This is a genomic window from Alkalihalophilus pseudofirmus (assembly GCF_029094545.1).
Classification (GTDB): domain Bacteria; phylum Bacillota; class Bacilli; order Bacillales; family Bacillaceae_D; genus Alkalihalophilus; species Alkalihalophilus pseudofirmus.
The window spans coordinates 3133660-3154745 of the sequence record NZ_CP117835.1 but is presented as its reverse complement, the minus strand read 5'-3'; the positions used below and the strand labels follow the sequence as shown (position 1 = coordinate 3154745).

Here is a 21086-nt window from a genome sequence, read left to right as displayed (position 1 = left end):
TCAAATAAACAACTTAGAAAAAACAAATGTCCGCTCAGGGAAGATACATTCTAGGTTCCTTTTTAGTTGTAAAACGAGCTTGGCAACATGGTTTGTGACATTGTTTTGCCTGATTGGAGAGTGAGCAGCATGAGTGAACAGTGGATCTATTTAAATGGACAATTTGTTATGAAACATGAAGCCAAAGTGTCTGTTTATGATCACGGATTTCTATATGGTGATGGCGTATTTGAAGGCATTCGTGTCTACGATGGAAATGTCTTTAGACTAGACGAACATCTTGACAGATTGTATTATTCAGCAAAGTCAATCATGTTAGAGATTCCTCATTCAAAAGAAGAAATGACGGACATTGTTGTCCAAACATTAAGAAAAAACGAATTAAAAAATGCTTATATTCGTTTAGTGATCTCAAGAGGTGTAGGCAATCTCGGGCTTGACCCATCATCTTGTGCAAAGCCGCAAGTCATAGTGATTGCAGAGGAATTAGCTTTATTTCCTAAAGAACTCTACAAAACAGGACTTGAAATTGTAACGGTTGCTACGAGAAGAAACCGGCCTGATGTACTAAGTCCAAAAGTGAAATCACTGAACTATCTAAATAATATCCTCGTAAAAATTGAAGCCAGTTTAGCTGGAGTAAGTGAAGCACTTATGCTGAACGATCAAGGCTATGTTGCAGAGGGATCTGCGGACAATGTATTTATCGTAAAAGGCAACAAGATTCTCACACCTCCAGGATATATTGGAGCTCTAGAAGGCATTACTCGTAATGCAATTATCGAGCTCGCTAATGAGCTTGGTTACGACATGAGGGAAGAACCTTTTACTAGACACGATGTTTATGTTGCTGATGAAGTCTTCTTAACAGGTACAGCTGCAGAAGTGATTGCTGTTGTAAAAGTAGATGGGAGAGTCATCGGAGACGGGACACCAGGAAAGGAAACGAATAAGTTGTTAGCGGCCTTCCGTAAGCGTGTTGTAGAAGATGGAGAGAAAGTATATACAGAAAAAGAACAGATAGAAGTCAGTTGAGACTAGTTAGTCTTATATAGAGATAGTAATAGACGAGCGGAGTGGAGAGAAGCAAGGGGAATTAGGGGCGATAATATGAGAAGTGACATGATTAAAAAAGGCATCGATCGCGCACCGCACCGAAGCTTACTGAGAGCCGCTGGTGTACGAGAAGATGAAATGGATAAACCATTTATCGGAGTGTGTAATTCATATATTGATATTATTCCAGGCCACATGCATCTTAATAAATTTGCAGAAGTAGCTAAGCAAGCAATTAGAGATGCAGGTGGAATTCCATTCGAATTTAACACGATCGGCGTAGATGATGGAATTGCTATGGGGCATATCGGGATGCGTTACTCGCTTCCGAGCCGGGAAATTATCTGTGATGCAGCAGAAACAGTAATCAATGCGCACTGGTTTGACGGAGTATTCTACATTCCAAACTGCGATAAAATCACACCAGGGATGTTAATGGCTTCTGTTAGAACGAATGTCCCTTCTGTATTTGTATCAGGAGGACCGATGGAAGCAGGGCGTACAAAAGATGGCAAAAGCCTTTCACTCGCTTCTGTATTTGAAGGAGTCGGGGCATTCTCATCAGGGGCTATGACAAGAGAAGAGCTGCTTGAAATTGAACAGAGTGCTTGTCCGACTTGCGGATCTTGTTCTGGAATGTTCACAGCAAACTCGATGAACTCCTTAATGGAAATGCTTGGTGTAGCCCTGCCTGGTAACGGCACTATGGTTGCGACAAGCGAAGCTCGCCACCAATTAATTAAGGATGCAGCTAAGCATTTAATGAACTTAATTGAAAAAGATATAAAGCCTCGCGATATCATTACAGAAGAAGCAATTGATGATGCCTTTGCTCTAGATATGGCAATGGGTGGATCAACAAATACAGTTCTTCATACATTAGCTATTGCGAATGAAGCAGAAATTGAGTACGACTTAAATCGTATTAATAAAGTGGCTGAGAGAGTGCCTTACTTATCTAAAATCAGTCCTGCTTCTGATTATTCAATGGATGACGTTCATCAAGCCGGGGGAGTAAGTGCGATCATGAAAGAACTTTGTCATATCGACGGAGCGATTCACCCTGATCGAATTACGATTACTGGCAAGAGCTTATATGAAAATGTAGCACATGCAGAAATTACAAACGACGATGTTATTCGTCGCAAAGATAACCCTTATAGTCCTGTCGGCGGCCTTTCCATTCTTTATGGAAACCTTGCACCTGACGGGGCGGTGATCAAAGTAGGGGCGGTTGATCCTTCTATTAAAGTATTTGAAGGAGAAGCAATTATCTTTAACTCTCAAGAAGAGGCTCAAAAAGGAATTGATGATGGAACCGTTAAGGAAGGTCATGTAGTCGTTATCCGCTATGAGGGACCTAAAGGCGGACCGGGAATGCCAGAAATGCTTGCCCCGACATCATCGATTGTAGGTAGAGGACTTGGTACAAAGGTTGCTCTGATTACAGATGGAAGGTTCTCAGGTGCATCTCGAGGAATATCGATTGGTCATATTTCTCCAGAAGCAGCGGAAGGCGGTCCGATCGCATTCGTTGAAAACGGGGATAAGATCCGCATCGATTTAACGAACCGTACGCTTGAATGGTTAGTTACACCTGAAGAACATGCAGAGCGTAAAGAAGGCTTTGTAGCACCTGAACCTAAAGTGAAAAAAGGATATTTAGCACGTTACTCAAAATTAGTTACATCCGCGAATACTGGCGGAGTTATGAAAATTTAATAGTTAAAACGAAGAAGAGGAAAAGTATTCATTAGAAGTAGCAACTACAGAGAGCTGCTGGTGCTGAGAGGCGGCGTTGCTCTAATGAAGAAGCTCACCTCTGAGTGTCAACCTGAACGAATATTCTACTAGGGTTGGTCGAGTGTTAAAAGCACTCGTTATCAAAATGTGATAAGCCTGGCTTGTCCAAGAGGCTGAATGCATGTTATTCAGCGAACAAGGGTGGTACCGTGAAAAGAATCTTTTCACCCCTTCAGTCGTTACCTTAACGGCTTGTTGTGGAGTGGAAAGATTTTTTTATTTGATAAAAAAGATGCAAGATATTCATTCACAATAAAAATACAGAATGTTCAAAAAGATAGTTTGTGAGGAGGAAGAGATGTGAGCACAAAGTTGCAAAGTATGGAAACCGAAACAAATGCACAAGCAAAAGAAATGTCGGGTTCTAGTATGCTGATTAAAGCATTAGCCTGTGAGGATGTTGATGTCATTTTTGGATACCCAGGAGGAGCTATTCTTCCAACCTACGATGAAATCTATAAAACAGGAATCAGACATATTTTAGCAAGACATGAGCAAGGTGCGATTCACGCAGCTGAAGGGTATGCAAGAGTATCTGGAAAGCCTGGTGTATGTATCGTGACATCAGGTCCGGGAGCGACAAATGTTGTGACAGGAATTGCTGATGCGATGATTGATTCCCTGCCGCTTGTAGTCATTACGGGACAGGTAGCAACAACAGTCATTGGAACAGATGCTTTCCAAGAGGCGGATATGATCGGAATTACCATGCCAATCACTAAACATAACTACCAAGTACGCTCTGTTGATGAGCTGCCAAGAATTATTAAAGAGGCTTTCCATATTGCAACGACTGGAAGACCAGGACCTGTATTAATCGACCTCCCTAAAGACGTATCTTTAGCAACAGGATTATTTGATTACGATAAAGAGGTTGACCTCCCGGGGTATCAGCCGACGATTATTCCAAATAAACTGCAAATTCGCAAGGTGGTTGATTCGGTCACAGCTGCTAAAAAGCCAGTCATTCTTGCAGGGGCAGGAGTTCTACACGCAAAAGCTTCAGAAGAACTCGCTCAGTATGTAGAACAACAGCAAATTCCAGTTGTAAACACTCTTCTTGGTTTGGGCAGTTTCCCAGGTGAAGATGAATTGCATCTCGGAATGGCCGGGATGCACGGGACGTATACAGCGAACATGGCTCTCCATGAAGCTGATCTTTTAATCAGTATCGGTGCAAGGTTTGATGATCGATTAACTGGAAACTTGGCACACTTTGCTCCAAACGCAAAAGTGGCTCATATTGATATCGATCCTGCTGAAATTGGCAAAAATGTTCCGACAGAGATTCCAGTAGTAGGGGATGCCAAAGAAGCGCTGAAAATGTTGATTGAAGAAGAGGGAGAGCGCGGTGAACATCAGGAGTGGAAAACATGGTTGAGCGGGCTGAAAGAAGAGTATCCATTATGGTATGTCCAAGACGGTGAAACAATCAAGCCGCAGCACCTAATCGAAAAGATTTATGAAGTGACAAAAGGTGAAGCGGTCGTGACAACAGATGTTGGTCAGCATCAAATGTGGTCAGCTCAGTTCTATAAGTTCAACCATCCTAACCAATGGGTAACCTCAGGCGGCCTTGGAACAATGGGATTCGGCTTCCCGGCAGCCATTGGAGCTCAATTTGCAAAGCCGGATAAACCGGTTGTAGCGATCATTGGAGACGCAGGCTTTCAAATGACAGCGCAAGAGCTTTCTATCCTGCAAGAGCTGAACCTTCCAATCAAGATCATGATTGTTAACAATGCCGCTCTTGGAATGGTTAGACAGTGGCAGCAATTATTCCATGGGGAGCGTTACTCAAACTCTTTATTCCCGGTTCAGCCAAACTTTGTTAAGCTGGCTGAAGCCTATGATATTAAAGGGATGCAGGTAAATGAGCTGCACGAGCTGGAATCTGCTCTAAAAGAAATGTTTGACTATCCTGGACCAGTCTTAATGGACTGCAGGGTAGCAAAACAAGAAAATGTCTATCCTATGATTTCACCAGGGAAAGGACAGCACCAAATGGAGGGGGTTAAGCCATGAAACGTACGATCACAGCCCTAGTAAACAATACATCTGGTGTGCTGAATCGAATTACAGGTTTATTTGCAAGAAGGCATTACAACATTGAGAGCATTACGGTTGGCGTGACAGAGAATCCTTCCATTTCACGAATGACCTTTGTCGTAAACGCTGATCAAATGGAAAATGTAGAGCAGGTCATTAAACAGCTGAATAAGCAAGTAGATGTGTTAAAAGTAAAAGACATCACAGATGAGGCGATTGTAGCTAGAGAGCTTGCTCTAATTAAAATTGTGGCATCTACGGCTCAAAGGGGAGAAATTGCTGCTCTAGTGAATCCATTTAGAGCGTCGATTATAGATATCGGCCGTGAGAGCATGACGATCCAAATTACTGGAGACCATCCAAAAGTGGAAGCTTTTATTGATCTTTTGAGACCGTATGGGATCAAAGAATTGGCCCGTACAGGGATCACAGCATTTAATCGCGGTCATAAAAAACCGCTCAATGATTCCTATCGTTTAACCTTAATTAACTAATAAATTAAAAAACTAAAACAACCAAAACAAGGGAGAGATGAGAAATGGCAAAAGTATATTATAACGGTGATGTAAACGAGGCAGTATTAAACGGGAAAAAGGTAGCAGTAATCGGGTATGGTTCACAAGGGCATGCACATGCGCTAAATATGCGTGAGAGCGGAGTAGATGTAATCGTAGGTCTTCGTCAAGGAAAGTCTTGGGCTCAAGCTGAAGAGGATGGTTTTAATGTTTACACAGTAAGAGAAGCAGCAGCACAAGCTGACTTAATCATGATCCTTCTACCAGATGAGCATCAGCCAAAGGTGTACAAAGAAGAAATTGAACCAGAGCTTACAGCAGGAAAAGCACTAGCATTTGCGCACGGATTTAATGTTCACTTCAATCAAATCGTACCTCCTGCGACAGTGGATGTATTCCTAGCAGCACCAAAAGGACCAGGTCACTTAGTTCGCCGTACGTTTGAAGATGGTGCAGGCGTTCCTGGTTTAATTGCAGTATTCCAAGATGCAACAGGCCAAGCAAAAGAGATTGCACTTGCTTATGCTAAGCAGATTGGTTCTGCTCGTGCAGGTGTTCTTGAAACTACATTTAAAGAAGAAACAGAAACGGATCTATTCGGTGAGCAAGCGGTTCTATGCGGTGGTACAACAGCTCTTGTTAAAGCAGGATTTGAAACGCTTGTTGAAGCAGGCTATCAGCCAGAAGTTGCTTACTTTGAGTGTCTGCACGAATTAAAATTAATTGTTGATTTAATGTATGAAGGCGGATTAGAAGGCATGCGCTACTCGATCTCTGATACAGCTCAATGGGGTGACTTTGTAGCAGGTCCGCAAATCGTGACTGAAGATACAAAGCAAGCGATGAAGAAAGTATTAACAGATATCCAAACAGGTAAGTTTGCAAAAGGCTGGATCCTTGAGAACCAAGTGAATCGTCCAGAATTTACTGCAATCAACGAAGCGGAGAAAAATCATCCGATTGAAGTAGTAGGGCGTGAACTGCGTGAAATGATGCCATTTGTAAAAGCGAAGCCAAAAGCAAAAGGAGTGGTAGCTAGTGCGAAAAATTAACGTCTTCGATACCACGCTTCGTGATGGTGAACAATCGGCTGGCGTCAATTTAAACTTTGAAGAAAAACTTGAGATAGCTAAGCAGCTTGAAAGACTTGGTGTAGATGTGATTGAGGCTGGATTTCCAGCCTCCTCTCAAGGAGATTTCCGCTCCGTTCAGGCAATTGCGCAAACAGTAAAAGGAAGTTCCGTGACAGGTCTTGCACGTTCTGTAACAAAAGATATTGATGCAGCTTGGGAAGCGCTAAAAGACAGTGCGGAACCTCGCATCCATGTTTTCTTGGCAACTTCACCGATTCATATGACCTATAAGCTGCGTATGACGCCTGATGAGGTGGTTCGTACGGCGGTTGAATCAGTTAAATATGCTAAAGCTAAATTCCCGCAAGTCCAGTGGTCAGCCGAGGATGCGAGCCGCTCTGAACTTCCTTTTTTGGCTAAAATCATTGAAGAAGTGATCAATGCTGGAGCAACGGTTATTAATCTGCCGGATACAGTCGGATATACTACACCTCATGAAATCGGGAATATGTTCCGTTACTTAACAGAAAATGTACCGAATATTGACCGTGCGATTCTATCTACTCATAACCACGATGACCTTGGAATGGCAGTTTCAAACTCACTGGCAGCGATTCAAAACGGGGCAGGCCAAGTGGAATGTACAGTAAACGGCATTGGTGAGAGAGCAGGAAACGCATCGCTTGAAGAAATAGCTGTTGCACTAAATATTCGTAAAGACCATTATCAAGCTGAAACAGGCTTAACGTTAAAAGAAATCAAACGTACTAGTTCACTAGTGAGCAAGTTAACAGGTATGGTTGTACCGAGCAATAAAGCAGTGGTAGGTGCTAATGCTTTCGCTCACGAATCAGGCATTCATCAAGATGGTGTGTTAAAGAATAAAGAAACATATGAAATTATCACGCCAGAATTAGTCGGTGTTTCTTCTAACCGAATGGTTCTTGGAAAGCATTCTGGACGTCATGCCTTTAAAGAGAAAGTCGTTGAGCTTGGTTTTAACGGCACAGATGAGCAGCTTCAAACAATCTTTACAGCATTTAAAGATTTAGCAGATAAAAAGAAAGATGTCACAGAGGACGACTTATTTGCCCTTATGACTGAAGCGACTGTAGGCGGCTCTGTTGCTCATTACGAGCTAGAGGCATTGCAGGTAAACTATGGTACGAACAATATTCCGACTGCAACGATTACATTAAATGTACCAACTGAAGGAACGATTCAAGAAGCTGCAACTGGTTCGGGTAGTGTGGAGGCGATCTACAATACGCTTGAGCGTATGATTGAAGGCCCGGTTGTCTTAGAAGATTACCGCATTCAGTCTATTAACGGCGGACGCGATGCACTTGCAGAAGTGTTCGTGAAAATTCAATATGACGGGGTAGAATCAACAGGCCGCGGTACAGCGCATGATGTATTAGAAGCATCTGCTAAAGCTTATATTCATGCCATTAACCGCACGATTAACCGCCGCGCTTATAATGAAGAACGGATGAAACAGTTAAACGCCTAGGAGGGCTCAGTATGAAGAAGACCATTGCTGTCCTTCCTGGAGACGGGATTGGACCAGAAGTAGTAGGCTCAGCACTACGAGTGTTAGACCAGCTTGCTGAACAATTTAATCATCAATTTGACTATACGTTTGCAGATATTGGCGGGTGTGCTGTTGATCAGCATGAAAACCCGCTTCCTGATCAGACTCTTGATGTTTGCCGTCAAAGTGATGCGATCATCCTTGGCGCAGTCGGGGGCCCTAAGTGGGATCAATTAGCACCTGAAATGCGTCCTGAAAAAGGACTGCTCAAATTAAGAAAAGAGCTGCAATTATTTGCAAACCTTAGACCAGTGACATGTTATGAAAGTTTACTGGATGCTTCACCTTTAAAGCCTGAGAGAATCAAAGGAGTAGATTTTATTATCGTACGGGAACTAACAGGGGGCATCTACTTCGGCGAACCTCGTGAGCGCAGAGGGGAAGGCAGTGATGAATTAGCCATTGATACGCTTACTTATACACGTCATGAAATTGAACGTATCGTTCGTAAAGGCTTTGAACTAGCTCAAGTCAGACGCGGAAAAGTAACCTCAGTAGATAAAGCGAATGTACTTGAATCAAGCCGTTTATGGAGAGAAGTAGTGGAGCAGGTAGCAGCTGATTACCCAGATGTAAGCTATGAGCATATGCTTGTAGATAATGCTGCCATGCAGTTGATTCGTCAGCCGGCTTACTTCGATGTGGTGGTTACAGAGAATATGTTTGGCGATATTTTGAGTGATGAGGCTTCTATGCTGACTGGATCTCTTGGAATGCTGCCGTCTGCCAGTCTCTCTGCAGTTGGACCAAGTTTATATGAGCCAATTCATGGATCAGCTCCTGATATTGCTGGAACAAACAAAGCGAATCCGCTTGCGACGATTTCGTCTGTTGCCATGCTATTAAAATATGAATTCGGATTAGAAGTGGAAGCTCGTGTGCTTGAGGAAGCTGTTAGCGCGGTGCTTGAAAGCGGGGTTCGTACAGCTGACCTTGCAAAAGAAGGAGAGGCGCAGGCTTCAACCGATGAAGTGACAGATGAAGTCATTAAGCAATTAAACCATATTCGTGTGTAATAAAAGCAGGTGCAGTGGATTCATCCATTGCCCTCTTTTAATACCTTGATCATCTGAATGATACATTTGGACGTAAAATATTCGTACGTAAAACATTTATATGTAAACAATTATTAAGTAAAGGGAGGGAAATCATATGACCCCAAAAACGATTATAGAGAAAATATGGGATCAGCATGAAGTCATTAAGGAGGAAGGGAAGCCGAGTTTGCTCTATATTGACCTGCACATGGTACATGAAGTGACATCTCCTCAAGCATTTGAAGGCCTAAGGCTAAACAATCGAAAGGTAAGGAGACCGGATTTAACATTTGCAACGATGGATCATAATGTTCCGACGGTTGATCGTTATAATATTACAGATCAGATTGCCAAAACACAGATTGAAACCCTTCAGAAAAACTGTGATGAATTTGGAATTGATGTGGTAGATCTTGAACATCCGGAGAATGGTATTGTCCACGTAATCGGTCCTGAGCTGGGCCTTACTCAACCTGGGAAAACGATTGTTTGCGGAGATAGTCACACATCAACTCACGGGGCTTTTGGGGCGCTTGCCTTTGGTATTGGTACAAGTGAGGTAGAGCATGTTTTAGCTACACAATCCCTTTGGCAGTCAAAGCCAAAAACATTGGAAGTGAACATTGACGGCAAGCTTAAACCTGGCATTTCAGCTAAGGATGTTATTTTAGCGATTATCGCAAAATTCGGGGTCGATGTAGGAACCGGTTCGGTCATCGAATTTACAGGCGAAGCAATTCGCGGAATGACAATGGAAGAGAGAATGACCATTTGTAATATGTCCATTGAAGCTGGTGCGAAAGCTGGATTAATCAGCCCAGACCAAGTTACATTTGATTACTTAGAAGGCCGCGAGTATGTTCCAAGTGGGGAAGCGTTCAGAGTGCTAACGCAACAATGGAGCAAACTAGCAACGGATGAGGGAGCAAAATACGACCGAACAGTAACGATTAGTGCTGAAGAAATTGAACCAATGGTTACTTGGGGCACAAACCCGTCGCAAGGGATCGGTGTTTCGAAGTTGATTCCATCCCCAAGTGAAGCGGTATCTGAGGCAGATAGACGTGGGATCGAGCAAGCATTGGAATATATGGATCTAAAACCTGGAACACCAATTCAAGAAATAGCGGTTCAGCATGTCTTTATCGGTTCCTGTACAAATTCCCGTCTAAGCGATCTTCGTGCAGCAGCATCAATAATTAATGGAAGAAAAGTAGCGGACGGCGTGCGTGCATTGGTGGTACCTGGTTCTCAAAAAGTAAAGAAACAAGCGGAGAAAGAGGGCTTGGATCAATTATTTATTGAAGCTGGTTTTGAGTGGCGCGATTCTGGGTGCAGCATGTGTTTAAGTATGAACCCTGATGTCGTTCCAGAAGGAGAACGCTGTGCCTCTACATCCAATCGTAATTTTGAGGGGCGTCAAGGGAAAGGTTCTAGAACGCATTTGGTTAGTCCTGAGATGGCAGCTGCAACAGCTCTTGCTGGCCATTTTGTTGATGTACGTGATTACAAAAAAGGAAAAACACTAACAACATAGGAGGGATATAGGATGGAACCATTAAAAGTGCACGAAGGTAAGGCGGCAACGATGAACCGAGTGAATGTGGATACGGATCAAATCATTCCTAAGCAATTCTTAAAAAGAGTTGAACGTACGGGATTTGGTCAATTTTTATTTTTTGATTGGCGCTTTAAGGCAGATGGAAGTGAAAACGAAGAATTTGAGCTTAATCAACCTCATGCAAAAGGAGCGACTATTTTAGTAGCTGGTCATAACTTTGGCTGTGGATCGTCTCGTGAGCATGCACCTTGGGCATTGCATGATTATGGCTTCAGAGTCGTGATCGCTCCTAATTTTGCCGATATTTTTTATAACAACTGCTTAAAGAACGGGATGCTTCCGATTCGACTAGATGAAAAGTATGTTTATCAGCTGTTGCAAAAAGGGGAGAACGAAGAATTAAGATTGACCGTAGATCTTGAAAACCAAACGATCCAATCAGAGGATTTTAAGACTTCTTTTGCCATTGACCCATACTGGAAGGAAATGCTCCTAAATGGCTGGGATGAGATCAGCTTAACGCTCAAATACGACGGGAAAATCAAAGAGTATGAAGACAAAATGGCAGGTCAGCCTGTATAAGAAAGAAAAAGGGCTGGGAGAGAGCATACACGCCGCTCCTGAAATAGACGCAGCCCTTCCGCTAAATCAACGGAGCGAGAATATTGTTTAGTTACTCCTCCTCACAGTAAAAAAGCACCTTTGCCAGGTGCTTTTTTACTGTGAAAAATATAATAAGTAGTATTTAGTTAAGCTAAATTAACCAAATTTCTACTACACTTCAGAACAGTAGAGAAACTTAGCGGATGAAATAGGTGAAGACTTCTGTGGGGACTAGAGCATGAGTGAGATCCCACAGAGCAAAGCTGTACTGCACCCCTATTGTTGGACACCTCAATCAACAATAGGAGGTGCCTTCATCAATGACCACGTTCACCAAGGAATATAAACTTCAAGCGGCTAAACGTTATCTAAATGAAATCATCAGTTATCGAGAACTTGCAAATCAAGTGGGCGTAGATGATTCGACGCTGCGATATTGGGTGATGTTAGTTCGCTATCATGGGGATCAAGCTTTTACCTTTCCCTATACAAACTATTCAGCTGCCTTTAAACTGAAAGTAATTCAATTTATGACCGAAGAGAATTACTCCATTCGAGAGGCATCAGCCATTTTTCATATTCCCGTTCCATGTATGCTTCGCAGATGGAAGAAAAAGTGGGAAACAGCTGGAGAAGATGCCCTTGAACCAAGAGAAAAGGGGCTTTCTACAATGACTTCTAATCAGAATAAAAACAAGGGCAACAGCGACTCTTCAACCCAATCGATAGAAGAGATGAAAAGAGAACTGGAACACCTGCGTATGGAGAATGCGTATTTAAAAAAGCTGAAAGCCTTAGTTCAGGAAAAACAATCACCAACAAAATCAAAGCGAAAGTAGTATATGAACTAAGGAACGAATTCCCGGTGATTCGAATGTTAAAGATAGCCAAGATGCCTAGAAGCACTTACTATAACCTTGTAAAAAAATGGAGCGAACCAGATCCTGATCGAAAATGGAAAAGAAGAATTGCATTCATTTACCATAAGCACTTTGGTCGATATGGCTATCGTCGTATTACAGACCTCCTTCAGGAAAAGGGATATGCGATTAACAAAAAGAAAGTGCTTCGAATGATGAGAGACCTAGGGCTTAAATGCCTTGTACGAATGAAAAAATACAAATCATATAAAGGAGAAGTTGGAAAAGCAGCTCCAAACATCCTAAACCGTAACTTTAGAGCCGAGAAGCCTAATCAAAAGTGGGTGACAGACATTACGGAATTTAAATTGTTTGGACAGAAGCTCTATCTGTCTCCACTATTTGACCTGTTTAACGGCGAACTGATAACCTATACGCTCCAATCAAGACCAACGTATGATTTGGTCGATACGATGTTGGACCAAGGGTTAAAGCACCTAAATAAAGGCGATGATCTCTTGATTCATTCTGATCAAGGTTGGCACTATCGAATGGCCCCTTACGTAAGGAAACTGAAAGAACATAACATCACACAAAGTATGTCTCGAAAAGGCAACTGTCACGATAATTCTGTCATGGAAAACTTTTTTGGAATCCTGAAATCGGAGTTCCTTTATTTAAACGAATTTGATAGTATTGAACACTTCAAAGAAGAGTTAGAACAATACATCTATTACTACAACCATGTGAGAATTAAATCAAGATTGAACCGGAAAAGTCCAGTAGCTTATCGACTCAGTACCCAAAAAGCTGCTTAAAAAAGTGTCCAACTTTATGGGTCCAGTGCAAAAGCCCGAGGAAGCTCACTAGCTCCCCACGAAAAGCGAAGCATATTTCAGTAGCGGCGCTATAGACCGCATCTTAAATGTTTATCCTTTATCCTTCATCCGTTTATTTTTACTTTGATTTAATTTCCTCTGCTTTTCGCTCCAGCTCAGAACTGAGCGAAGCCATTTCATGCGCTGTCTCGTGAATATGCTCTATAGAAGAGATCACGTAGTCAACATCTTCTTTATTTTTCTTAAATAATTCAATATAATGTTCCATTTCCATTTGAACGGTTTCAAGACCATATTTAACAGTCGTCATCTTTTCACTAGAACCTGATCTTGCGGTATTCATTGTCGTCATTTGCGAGACGAGAGCTTGTATCGTTTTGTTACTGTCATTAATTAAGTGTGAAATGGAGCTGCTCATTTCTTTAGATTGTTCAGCAAGCTTTCTAACTTCGTGAGCTACTACTGAAAAGCCCTTTCCATGTTCTCCTGCTCTAGCAGCTTCAATGGAGGCATTTAATGCTAATAGATTCGTTTGGTCAGAGATTGTTTCGATTTCGTTCGTCATTTTCATAATGTTTTTTGAGATGTCTTTTAATTGATCTGTTTGAGTGATCGTTTGTATGACTTGTTCTTCTAACATTTCAAAAGTAGTGAACATACTGTTTACATCATTTACATTTTTATGAAGCAGACCTTGTAAATTCTGACTCGATTTCACCGTATTGTCTGTTTCTAGTCCTATTTGCTTCGCTTTGTGAGTCGTTGAAGTAGTCGATGCCTCTGTTTTGTTTATCGTTGATGCGAGCTCCTGGCTAATAGATAAGAGTTCTTGTTGCAAGACTTGATTTGACTCGTGTAAATCGTTTAGCTGTCTCATTTTTGATTGAAGATACTCCTCAACAATTAATTGAGAATCAAAATTAAATCGCCCTGTTAAAGCAAGAATGTAATTTGTTAGTTTATCTGGTTCCTTAAAAAAGTTCGATACCAGCTGTGGAATGATTAATTGTAAAAAGACTTGATACGTTGCTAAAAACCACGCAATCGGAAGGTCACTATTATTATGAACACTTCCTACTTTTTGTTTCTTTCTTATATCTTCTAAGGATACATCCCCTTCTACAACGTTTTTTAAATAATAAAGAAAAACCCCTTTAAGCCGCTCTCTAGTTGAATGTGTTTCAGCTATCTTCTTTAAGTGTGGAAAAGAATACACATGATCTAATATTGCTTCTAAAAGAGCATCTGCATGTTCATCAACAAACGCCTGCAACTCCTGCAAGTGCTCTGTACTTTGTGTTGAAAATCCCATATAGGCCATGCGCATATCTATTTCTTTATCGTTGATTGTATGAGGCAATCCTGTATTGATTGTTAAGCTTGGTTTGTAAGTGGATTTTTTCGTTTTAAATGGGAAAACCATTTGTCCATCTCCCTTATGCAGGAGTTTCATTTATACACTCCGTACAAGTTTTATTTATTTTATGTATAATCATTATGAATTTAGACAGGGGTGTTTGTCAAAGGAAATAGGTCAAATGACTCGTTTGTTTTTAAAATATTGGTAGGGATGTTTTTTCTGAATGCTCCTAAAGGTCTGTTCTCGTTGTAATTCAGGGATCAAGCTGATAAACTGAAAAGAATAACTTAAAATAAATGGTTAATGCTAGTAAACACAGAATAGTAAGCAACATGTCAAAAAGAGTGGAGCGATTCCATGGACGGCAAAAAAACGAATAAAAAAGATACAAATGTAATCTTATACCCAGGTCTTGTTAAACGCTTAATTGAAAAGGGAATGGATGCTCTAAAAGCGAAGGATGCAACGGCAGCTTACAATCATTTCCTTACAGCAGAGCAATATGAACCCGATCACCCGCAAGTAAGATTTGGAAAAGTATTGAGTCTTGTGGAGCTTGGTAGATTAGAAGAAGCGGTTACTCATACGAGTGCTCTTTTAAATGAAGGAATTGGGGAATATTACGATAATCTTCAAGTACATATTTCTTTGTTGGTGCAATTAGGCCACTATCAAGAAGTAGTAAATATGCTAGAAGCAGTTTTGAGTGAAAATAATGTGCCTGCTCAATTTGCTGAATCGTTTTATCAGCTGCTTCATTTCAGCAGACAGATGATCGATGACTCTGTATTACTTGCAAATATTGATGACGAAACGATGAATGAAAGTCAAGATGATGAGCAATCTGTCATCCAAGAAATAAGCAATGATTTAAAAAGCGGTTCGATTGAGATACAGTGGAAGGCCTTGCAGGTTTTAAAGGATCGTCCATATAATGATGCCTTGGAAGTGTTAGTAACATACATAGAAGATTCACAAAAAGATTGGCTGCTGCGAAGCTTTGCCTTAGAGATTTTACATACAAAGAACTACCACGCGGAAGTCTACATAAAAAAATCTACAAAAGAACAAAAAGTCATCCCTAGTCAATTAAAAGCAGTGAATGAGCAGCCTTTTGCTGTAGAAGTAAAAGAGGCGCTGCAAGACAGCTTAGAGCATAAAGATCCTCTATTAAAAGAGATGGCAGAACAAATTGGCGGCTTGCATTTATTTGCCTGGTATCCATTTATTCCGACCCCTGAAAATGCTTCCTTATGGGCTGCCGTTTATCACCTTCTTGCAAGTGAGAGACTTGGGCTTGATGAATCGATCAGTGAAATAGCCGATTTGTATAGTACTGATGATGAGGCATTAGAAAAAAGAGCTAGAGAAGTTGCTAAACTAGAAGAAAAAGTATTTGAGGCATATACTCATTTTATGCAATAAAAGATGGGTAAACAGCTTCACTAAAAAGTAGATTTTAGTCAAGGGGAGAATCAAAACAAGATTGATTTGAAAACACATAGTGTTATGTTATAATAGAATGGTTGTAAATCATGAACAGTATAAAAATCGTTCGCATTGCGAACATGTGTATAGTTGGAGGGAAAGAGTTATGACTGCAAAATGGGAAAAGTTAGAAGGAAACGAAGGCGTTTTAACAATTGATGTTGAAGCAGAGAAAGTAGATGCTGCACTTGATGCTGCATTCAAAAAGGTAGCAAAGAAAGTAAACGTACCAGGATTCCGTAAAGGAAAAGTACCTCGTTCTTTATTTGAAAAACAATTTGGTGTAGAAGCTCTATATCAAGATGCATTAGATATTCTTCTGCCAGAAGCGTATGCTGCTGCAATCGATGAGACAAACATTGAGCCTGTAGATCGTCCTGAGATCGATATCGAAACAATGGAAAAAGGAAGCAACCTTGTTTTCACTGCTAAAGTTGTTGTGAAGCCAGAAGTTACTCTAGGCGAGTACAAAGGTCTTGAAGTAGAAGAGCAAGAGACAACAGTAACAGATGAGGATGTAGAAGCAGAACTTACTCAGCTTCAAAACCGTCATGCTGAACTAGTTGTTGTTGAAGACGGCGCAATCGAAAACGGCGATACTGCTGTTATCGACTTTGAAGGTTTCGTTGACGGCACTGCTTTTGAAGGCGGACAAGCTGAAAACTATTCACTTGAAATTGGTTCAAACCAATTCATCCCTGGATTTGAAGAGCAATTAGTTGGTCTTAAAGCTGGAGACGAAAAAGATGTAGAAGTAAACTTCCCAGAAGAATACCATGCTGAAGATTTAGCTGGTAAAGCTGCTACATTCAAAGTGAAAGTACATGATATTAAGCGTAAAGAGTTACCTGCACTTGACGATGAGTTTGCTAAAGATGCAAATGAAAATGTAGAAACTCTTGATGAGCTTAAAAAAGAAATCAAAGATAAGCTTCAAAAAGAAAAAGAGCAAGCGGCTGACACTGAAATCCGTGACACTCTAGTTGAAAAAGCAGCTGAAAATGCTACAGTTGACATTCCAGAAGCTATGGTAACAACTGAAACAGACCGCATGCTTCAAGAGTTCGAACAACGCCTGCAAATGCAAGGTATGAACCTTGAAATGTACTACCAATTCGCTGGTCAAGATGAGGAAGCGATGCGTGAGCAGTTCAAAAAAGATGCAGAAAAACGTGTACGCATTAACCTTACTCTAGAAGCAATTGCTAATGCAGAAAACATTGAAGCAACAGATGCAGATGTTGATGCTGAACTAGAAAAAATGGCTGAAATGTACCAACGTTCTGTTGAAGAATTAAAAACAATCTTCGCTGCGCAAGGCGGAACTGAAGGCATTAAAGGTGACCTTAAAATCCAAAAAGCTGTTGAATTGCTTGTTGAAAACAGCAAAAAAGCATAACTTTAGGTTTGAGTTTAATCAAAAGGTGATAAATAAGACAAGGCGCACAATTTGTGCCTTGTCTTTATCTCATTTAAAAGACTTCTAAGAAATCTGTCCGTTGTGAGGTATGTTTCTAATCTCTTATGAACAAGATGTATGTAGCGCATCAAGTAATCCATACATGTATACTCGTCAGATCAATATTCTCCTAAGTGATAATCGTATCATTCTTTAAAACTTTGAACGAAGAAAGTTTGAATGAAGAAAGAGGATTTTTTAGGGTGAATCTTGAATGTATACTAAATCCACACATAAACTAAATAAAGAAAGAACTTGTCAGCATGATAAGGTAAGTAGTTTGAATTATTTGTACATAGCAGCAGAGCTTTTTTTAACGGGTTTTACGGGTTATGTGTTACAATGGCTTGACGAAGCTAATGAACCATGCCCATCATACTTTCATTTACGTCGTGTATAACTCTCCATGAAGGGTCATCAATAGGCAAAAGATGACACTTGATGGTAAAATATTCGTGAGGGGTGATTTGATGTTTAAATTTAATGAAGATAAAGGACAGCTTAAATGTTCTTTTTGTGGAAAAACTCAAGATCAGGTCCGTAAGTTAGTTGCAGGTCCTGGTGTGTATATATGTGATGAATGTATTGAACTTTGCACGGAAATCGTAGAAGAGGAGCTTGGCGGTGAAGAGGAAGTTGAATTCCAAGAGGTTCCTAAGCCTCAAGAGATCCGTCAAATCTTAGATGATTATGTAATTGGTCAAGATCAAGCGAAGAAGTCGCTCTCAGTCGCTGTTTACAATCATTATAAGCGTATTAACTCCATGAACCGCTCTGAAGAAGTGGAGCTGGCTAAAAGTAATATCGCGATGATTGGACCGACAGGAAGCGGGAAAACTCTTCTTGCTCAGACGTTAGCCCGCATTCTAAATGTTCCTTTCGCGATCGCTGATGCAACATCGCTTACAGAAGCAGGTTATGTAGGGGAAGATGTCGAGAACATCTTACTTAAATTAATTCAAGCTGCTGATTATGATGTGGAGAAAGCAGAAAAAGGAATTATCTATATTGATGAGATTGATAAAGTAGCTCGCAAATCTGAAAATCCTTCGATTACAAGAGATGTTTCAGGTGAAGGCGTGCAGCAAGCATTACTGAAGATCCTTGAAGGAACAACAGCAAGCGTTCCTCCTCAAGGCGGACGTAAGCATCCTCATCAAGAATTTATTCAAATTGATACAACGAATGTATTGTTCATCTGCGGCGGCGCATTTGATGGAATCGAGCAGATTATCAAACGCCGTTTAGGTAAAAAGGTGATCGGTTTTGGTTCAGAAGTGAAGCAAGAAGAATTGAAGCCAGGCGAATACCTAAGCAAAGTATTACCAGAAGATCTTCTGCGCTTTGGTCTGATCCCAGAATTTATCGGCCGTCTTCCGGTTATCTCAAGTCTTGAGCCGCTTGATACAGATGCTCTTGTTGAGATTCTGACGAAGCCTAAAAATGCTCTAGTAAAGCAATACCAAAAATTGCTTGAGCTTGATGATGTCGAACTAGAGTTCACTGATGAGGCATTAGTGGAAATTGCGAAAAAAGCGATCGAGCGTAAAACAGGAGCACGTGGCCTTCGTTCGATTATTGAGGGAATCATGCTAGATGTAATGTTTGATCTTCCTTCGCGTTCAGATGTTGTAACATGTGTGATCCATGATAAATGTATCACTGAAAATGCACTGCCAATCTTAAAAACAGAAGATGGTACTGAAATTTCGCTGTCTAAAGAAGAGCCTAAGGAAAGTGCTTAATGCTTCTTAAACACATCTCCCAATGCGGAGATGTGTTTTTTTATATTGTAATCTCAGGCTTCCTGCATGAATTTATAGAAGTAATGAGTTTTGTGGTTAGTGTCCTTGTTGTCGGTCATACTAATAAAAACAAATTAAGCAACAAATCAATTTAAAGTAAAAAGACAATTTAACTGAGAAGAACAATCGAATCAGAAAAACAATTTATGACGACATCAGGAGGTTACAGGATGAATTGGACAGGTATTGCTTTTATCATTCAGTTAGTGTTTGGCGTGATTATCGGGGTTTACTTTTGGAATTTGTTAAAAACTCAACGCAACCAACGTGTGACCATTGATAGAGATTCAAAAAAAGAGATGGAACAATTAAGAAAGATGAGAGAAATTCAGTTAAGCGAACCTCTATCGGAGAAAGTAAGACCGATCAGTTTTGATGATATTGTAGGGCAGGAAGAAGGAATCAGGTCATTGCGTGCGGCGTTATGCGGACCTAATCCTCAACACGTTATTGTCTATGGACCGCCTGGTGTCGGTAAGACAGCTGCTGCACGTTTAGTATTAGAAGAGGCAAAAAAGAACAGCCAATCCCCATTTCGTCAAGATGCTGTGTTCGTTGAATTAGATGGAACCACAGCAAGGTTTGATGAAAGAGGAATTGCTGATCCGTTAATTGGATCAGTTCATGATCCGATTTATCAAGGAGCAGGAGCGATGGGACAAGCCGGAATTCCACAGCCTAAGCACGGAGCTGTGACGAAGGCTCATGGCGGGGTATTATTTATTGATGAAATTGGTGAGCTTCATTCCATTCAGTTAAATAAATTATTAAAGGTGCTAGAAGACCGTAAAGTATTCCTCGAGAGTGCGTATTATAGTGAAGAAAATCAGCAAATTCCAAAACATATTCATGAGATTTTTCAAAAAGGACTGCCGGCAGATTTTAGAATGATCGGAGCAACAACAAGAACACCTCAAGAGCTGCCTCCGGCCATCAGATCAAGGTGTCTTGAAGTGTATTTCCGTGCCTTAAAGCCACAGGAAATTATCTTGATTGCTCAAAAAGCGATTAATAAGCTTTCTTTTAAAGCAGAAGAAAGTGCACTAGAGAGAATCGCTAAATATGCAACAAATGGACGTGAAGCTGTAAATATTGTTCAAATCGCTTCTGGTGTCGCGACCTCAGAAGGGCGAGAAGAAGTCACACTGCGTGATGTAGAATGGGTGCTGCATGCCAGTCAGCTTACACCTCGTCCGGAGCGTAAGATTCATGAAAATTCTGCGGTAGGGTTAGTGAATGGTCTTGCTGTATTTGGACCGAATATGGGCGCCTTGCTTGAAATTGAAGTGAATGTGATCGATAACCCTGGCAAAGGAACGGTAAATATAACAGGTATTGCAGAGGAAGAAAGTACAGGCAATCAAATGCGTTCAATAAGAAGAAAAAGTATGGCTAAAGGCTCTGTGGAAAATGTCGTAACGGTTCTTAGAAGAATGGGCATCCCCACTCAGGATTATGATGTCCATGTGAACTTTCCGGGAGGAGGACCTGTTGATGGTCCGTCTGCCGGAACCGCCATCGCCACTGGTATTTTCTCTGCCATTCAAAAGCAAAAAATAAAAAATACTGTAGCGATGACAGGAGAGCTTGGGATCCATGGCTCAGTTAAGCCGATCGGAGGAGTGGTAGCCAAAGTAGAAGCGGCTAAGCTTGCCGGTGCCACAACCGTGATTATCCCTAAAGAAAACGAACAAGCAATCTTGCAAGAGGTAAAGGGCATTGAGATTGTTGCAGTCACTCATTTAGATGAAGTGTTAGAGCTTGCGCTAGAAGCAGTTGAAACAGAGGAAGCTGTTATTCCAGCGAGTACAAGTCTTGATTCTTCGATTACCCCGGTATAGGCCAGAAACTTTGTTCTGACGACTATCATTAGACAAAGAATGGGGGATAAGATAAAATTAATGAAGATCAAATTCGAATCTTTTAGCAATTAAACCAGAACAATCCAATAACATTTTACACTTAAACGATTTGTTTAGGTTAA

General features: G+C 41.0%; 15 protein-coding genes and 1 other annotated feature. Of the genes, 14 read left to right on the top strand and 1 reads right to left on the bottom strand.

Annotated elements, in window-relative coordinates:
* Positions 1-129: 129 nt before the first annotated feature.
* The 10 genes from ilvE to PQ478_RS16720 all read left to right on the top strand — a co-directional run bounded on the left by ilvE (position 130) and on the right by PQ478_RS16720 (position 12969).
* Complete coding sequence (gene ilvE / locus PQ478_RS16765) at positions 130-1035, top strand: branched-chain-amino-acid transaminase (RefSeq protein WP_289234923.1); 906 nt, start codon at positions 130-132, stop codon at positions 1033-1035.
* A 75-nt stretch (positions 1036-1110) separates the two neighbouring features.
* Positions 1111-2778 carry a dihydroxy-acid dehydratase gene (gene ilvD / locus PQ478_RS16760; protein WP_289234922.1) on the top strand — a complete coding sequence of 556 codons (1668 nt, stop codon included), beginning with the start codon at positions 1111-1113 and terminating at the stop codon, positions 2776-2778.
* 2 nt (positions 2779-2780) lie between these two features.
* Positions 2781-3034: a binding site (T-box leader), on the top strand.
* Positions 3035-3180: 146 nt separating this feature from the next.
* Entirely contained in the window at positions 3181-4884 is a 1704-nt protein-coding gene (gene ilvB, locus PQ478_RS16755) for an acetolactate synthase large subunit (protein ID WP_289237003.1), read from the top strand.
* Complete coding sequence (gene ilvN, locus PQ478_RS16750) at positions 4881-5402, top strand: acetolactate synthase small subunit (protein ID WP_012959948.1); 522 nt, start codon at positions 4881-4883, stop codon at positions 5400-5402. Before ilvB ends, ilvN begins: the two co-directional genes overlap by 4 nt.
* 44 nt (positions 5403-5446) lie before the next feature.
* On the top strand, positions 5447-6475 hold the full coding sequence (ilvC, locus tag PQ478_RS16745; protein ID WP_012959947.1) for a ketol-acid reductoisomerase: 1029 nt from the start codon (positions 5447-5449) through the stop codon (positions 6473-6475).
* A complete protein-coding gene (locus tag PQ478_RS16740) occupies positions 6462-8009 on the top strand; it encodes a 2-isopropylmalate synthase (RefSeq protein ID WP_022628783.1) in 1548 nt (515 codons plus the stop codon). Before ilvC ends, PQ478_RS16740 begins: the two co-directional genes overlap by 14 nt.
* An 11-nt stretch (positions 8010-8020) precedes the next feature.
* Complete coding sequence (gene leuB / locus PQ478_RS16735) at positions 8021-9106, top strand: 3-isopropylmalate dehydrogenase (RefSeq protein ID WP_289234921.1); 1086 nt, start codon at positions 8021-8023, stop codon at positions 9104-9106.
* 136 nt (positions 9107-9242) lie between these two features.
* A complete protein-coding gene (gene leuC / locus PQ478_RS16730; RefSeq protein ID WP_289234920.1) occupies positions 9243-10664 on the top strand; it encodes a 3-isopropylmalate dehydratase large subunit in 1422 nt (473 codons plus the stop codon).
* A gap of 12 nt (positions 10665-10676) precedes the next feature.
* Positions 10677-11270, top strand: coding sequence for a 3-isopropylmalate dehydratase small subunit (gene leuD, locus PQ478_RS16725; RefSeq protein ID WP_289234919.1), 594 nt, complete (start codon positions 10677-10679; stop codon positions 11268-11270).
* 341 nt (positions 11271-11611) lie between these two features.
* Positions 11612-12969, top strand: a protein-coding gene (locus PQ478_RS16720) for an IS3 family transposase (RefSeq protein WP_435521046.1) whose coding sequence is annotated in 2 segments (ribosomal slippage) — positions 11612-12083 and positions 12083-12969 — 1359 coding nt in all. Because the reading frame shifts where the segments join, the coding sequence is not laid out codon by codon here.
* A 139-nt stretch (positions 12970-13108) separates the two neighbouring features.
* Here PQ478_RS16720 and PQ478_RS16715 read toward each other — a convergent pair.
* On the bottom strand, positions 13109-14413 hold the full coding sequence (locus tag PQ478_RS16715) for a globin-coupled sensor protein (protein ID WP_289234918.1): 1305 nt from the start codon (positions 14411-14413) through the stop codon (positions 13109-13111).
* A 294-nt stretch (positions 14414-14707) separates the two neighbouring features.
* Between PQ478_RS16715 and PQ478_RS16710 the strand changes: the two genes are divergently transcribed.
* From PQ478_RS16710 to lonB, 4 genes are all read left to right on the top strand, one after another.
* Positions 14708-15775, top strand: coding sequence for a tetratricopeptide repeat protein (locus tag PQ478_RS16710; RefSeq protein ID WP_289234917.1), 1068 nt, complete (start codon positions 14708-14710; stop codon positions 15773-15775).
* A 169-nt stretch (positions 15776-15944) separates the two neighbouring features.
* A complete protein-coding gene (tig, locus tag PQ478_RS16705; RefSeq protein ID WP_075681354.1) occupies positions 15945-17237 on the top strand; it encodes a trigger factor in 1293 nt (430 codons plus the stop codon).
* Positions 17238-17767: 530 nt separating this feature from the next.
* Positions 17768-19042 carry an ATP-dependent protease ATP-binding subunit ClpX gene (clpX, locus tag PQ478_RS16700; RefSeq protein WP_012959939.1) on the top strand — a complete coding sequence of 425 codons (1275 nt, stop codon included), beginning with the start codon at positions 17768-17770 and terminating at the stop codon, positions 19040-19042.
* A gap of 230 nt (positions 19043-19272) precedes the next feature.
* Complete coding sequence (gene lonB, locus PQ478_RS16695; RefSeq protein ID WP_289234916.1) at positions 19273-20943, top strand: ATP-dependent protease LonB; 1671 nt, start codon at positions 19273-19275, stop codon at positions 20941-20943.
* Positions 20944-21086 lie beyond the last annotated feature (143 nt).

Excerpts from the sequence above, each read along its gene's own strand:
- clpX (WP_012959939.1), top strand. The coding sequence starts at position 17,768 with ATGTTTAAATTTAATGAAGATAAAGGACAGCTTAAATGTTCTTTTTGT.
- leuD (WP_289234919.1), top strand. The coding sequence starts at position 10,677 with ATGGAACCATTAAAAGTGCACGAAGGTAAGGCGGCAACGATGAACCGA.
- leuC (WP_289234920.1), top strand. The coding sequence starts at position 9,243 with ATGACCCCAAAAACGATTATAGAGAAAATATGGGATCAGCATGAAGTC.
- ilvC (WP_012959947.1), top strand. The coding sequence starts at position 5,447 with ATGGCAAAAGTATATTATAACGGTGATGTAAACGAGGCAGTATTAAAC.
- tig (WP_075681354.1), top strand. The coding sequence starts at position 15,945 with ATGACTGCAAAATGGGAAAAGTTAGAAGGAAACGAAGGCGTTTTAACA.
- ilvN (WP_012959948.1), top strand. The coding sequence starts at position 4,881 with ATGAAACGTACGATCACAGCCCTAGTAAACAATACATCTGGTGTGCTG.
- lonB (WP_289234916.1), top strand. The coding sequence starts at position 19,273 with ATGAATTGGACAGGTATTGCTTTTATCATTCAGTTAGTGTTTGGCGTG.
- ilvE (WP_289234923.1), top strand. The coding sequence starts at position 130 with ATGAGTGAACAGTGGATCTATTTAAATGGACAATTTGTTATGAAACAT.
- PQ478_RS16715 (WP_289234918.1), bottom strand. The coding sequence starts at position 14,413 with ATGGTTTTCCCATTTAAAACGAAAAAATCCACTTACAAACCAAGCTTA.
- PQ478_RS16710 (WP_289234917.1), top strand. The coding sequence starts at position 14,708 with ATGGACGGCAAAAAAACGAATAAAAAAGATACAAATGTAATCTTATAC.
- leuB (WP_289234921.1), top strand. The coding sequence starts at position 8,021 with ATGAAGAAGACCATTGCTGTCCTTCCTGGAGACGGGATTGGACCAGAA.
- ilvB (WP_289237003.1), top strand. The coding sequence starts at position 3,181 with ATGGAAACCGAAACAAATGCACAAGCAAAAGAAATGTCGGGTTCTAGT.
- ilvD (WP_289234922.1), top strand. The coding sequence starts at position 1,111 with ATGAGAAGTGACATGATTAAAAAAGGCATCGATCGCGCACCGCACCGA.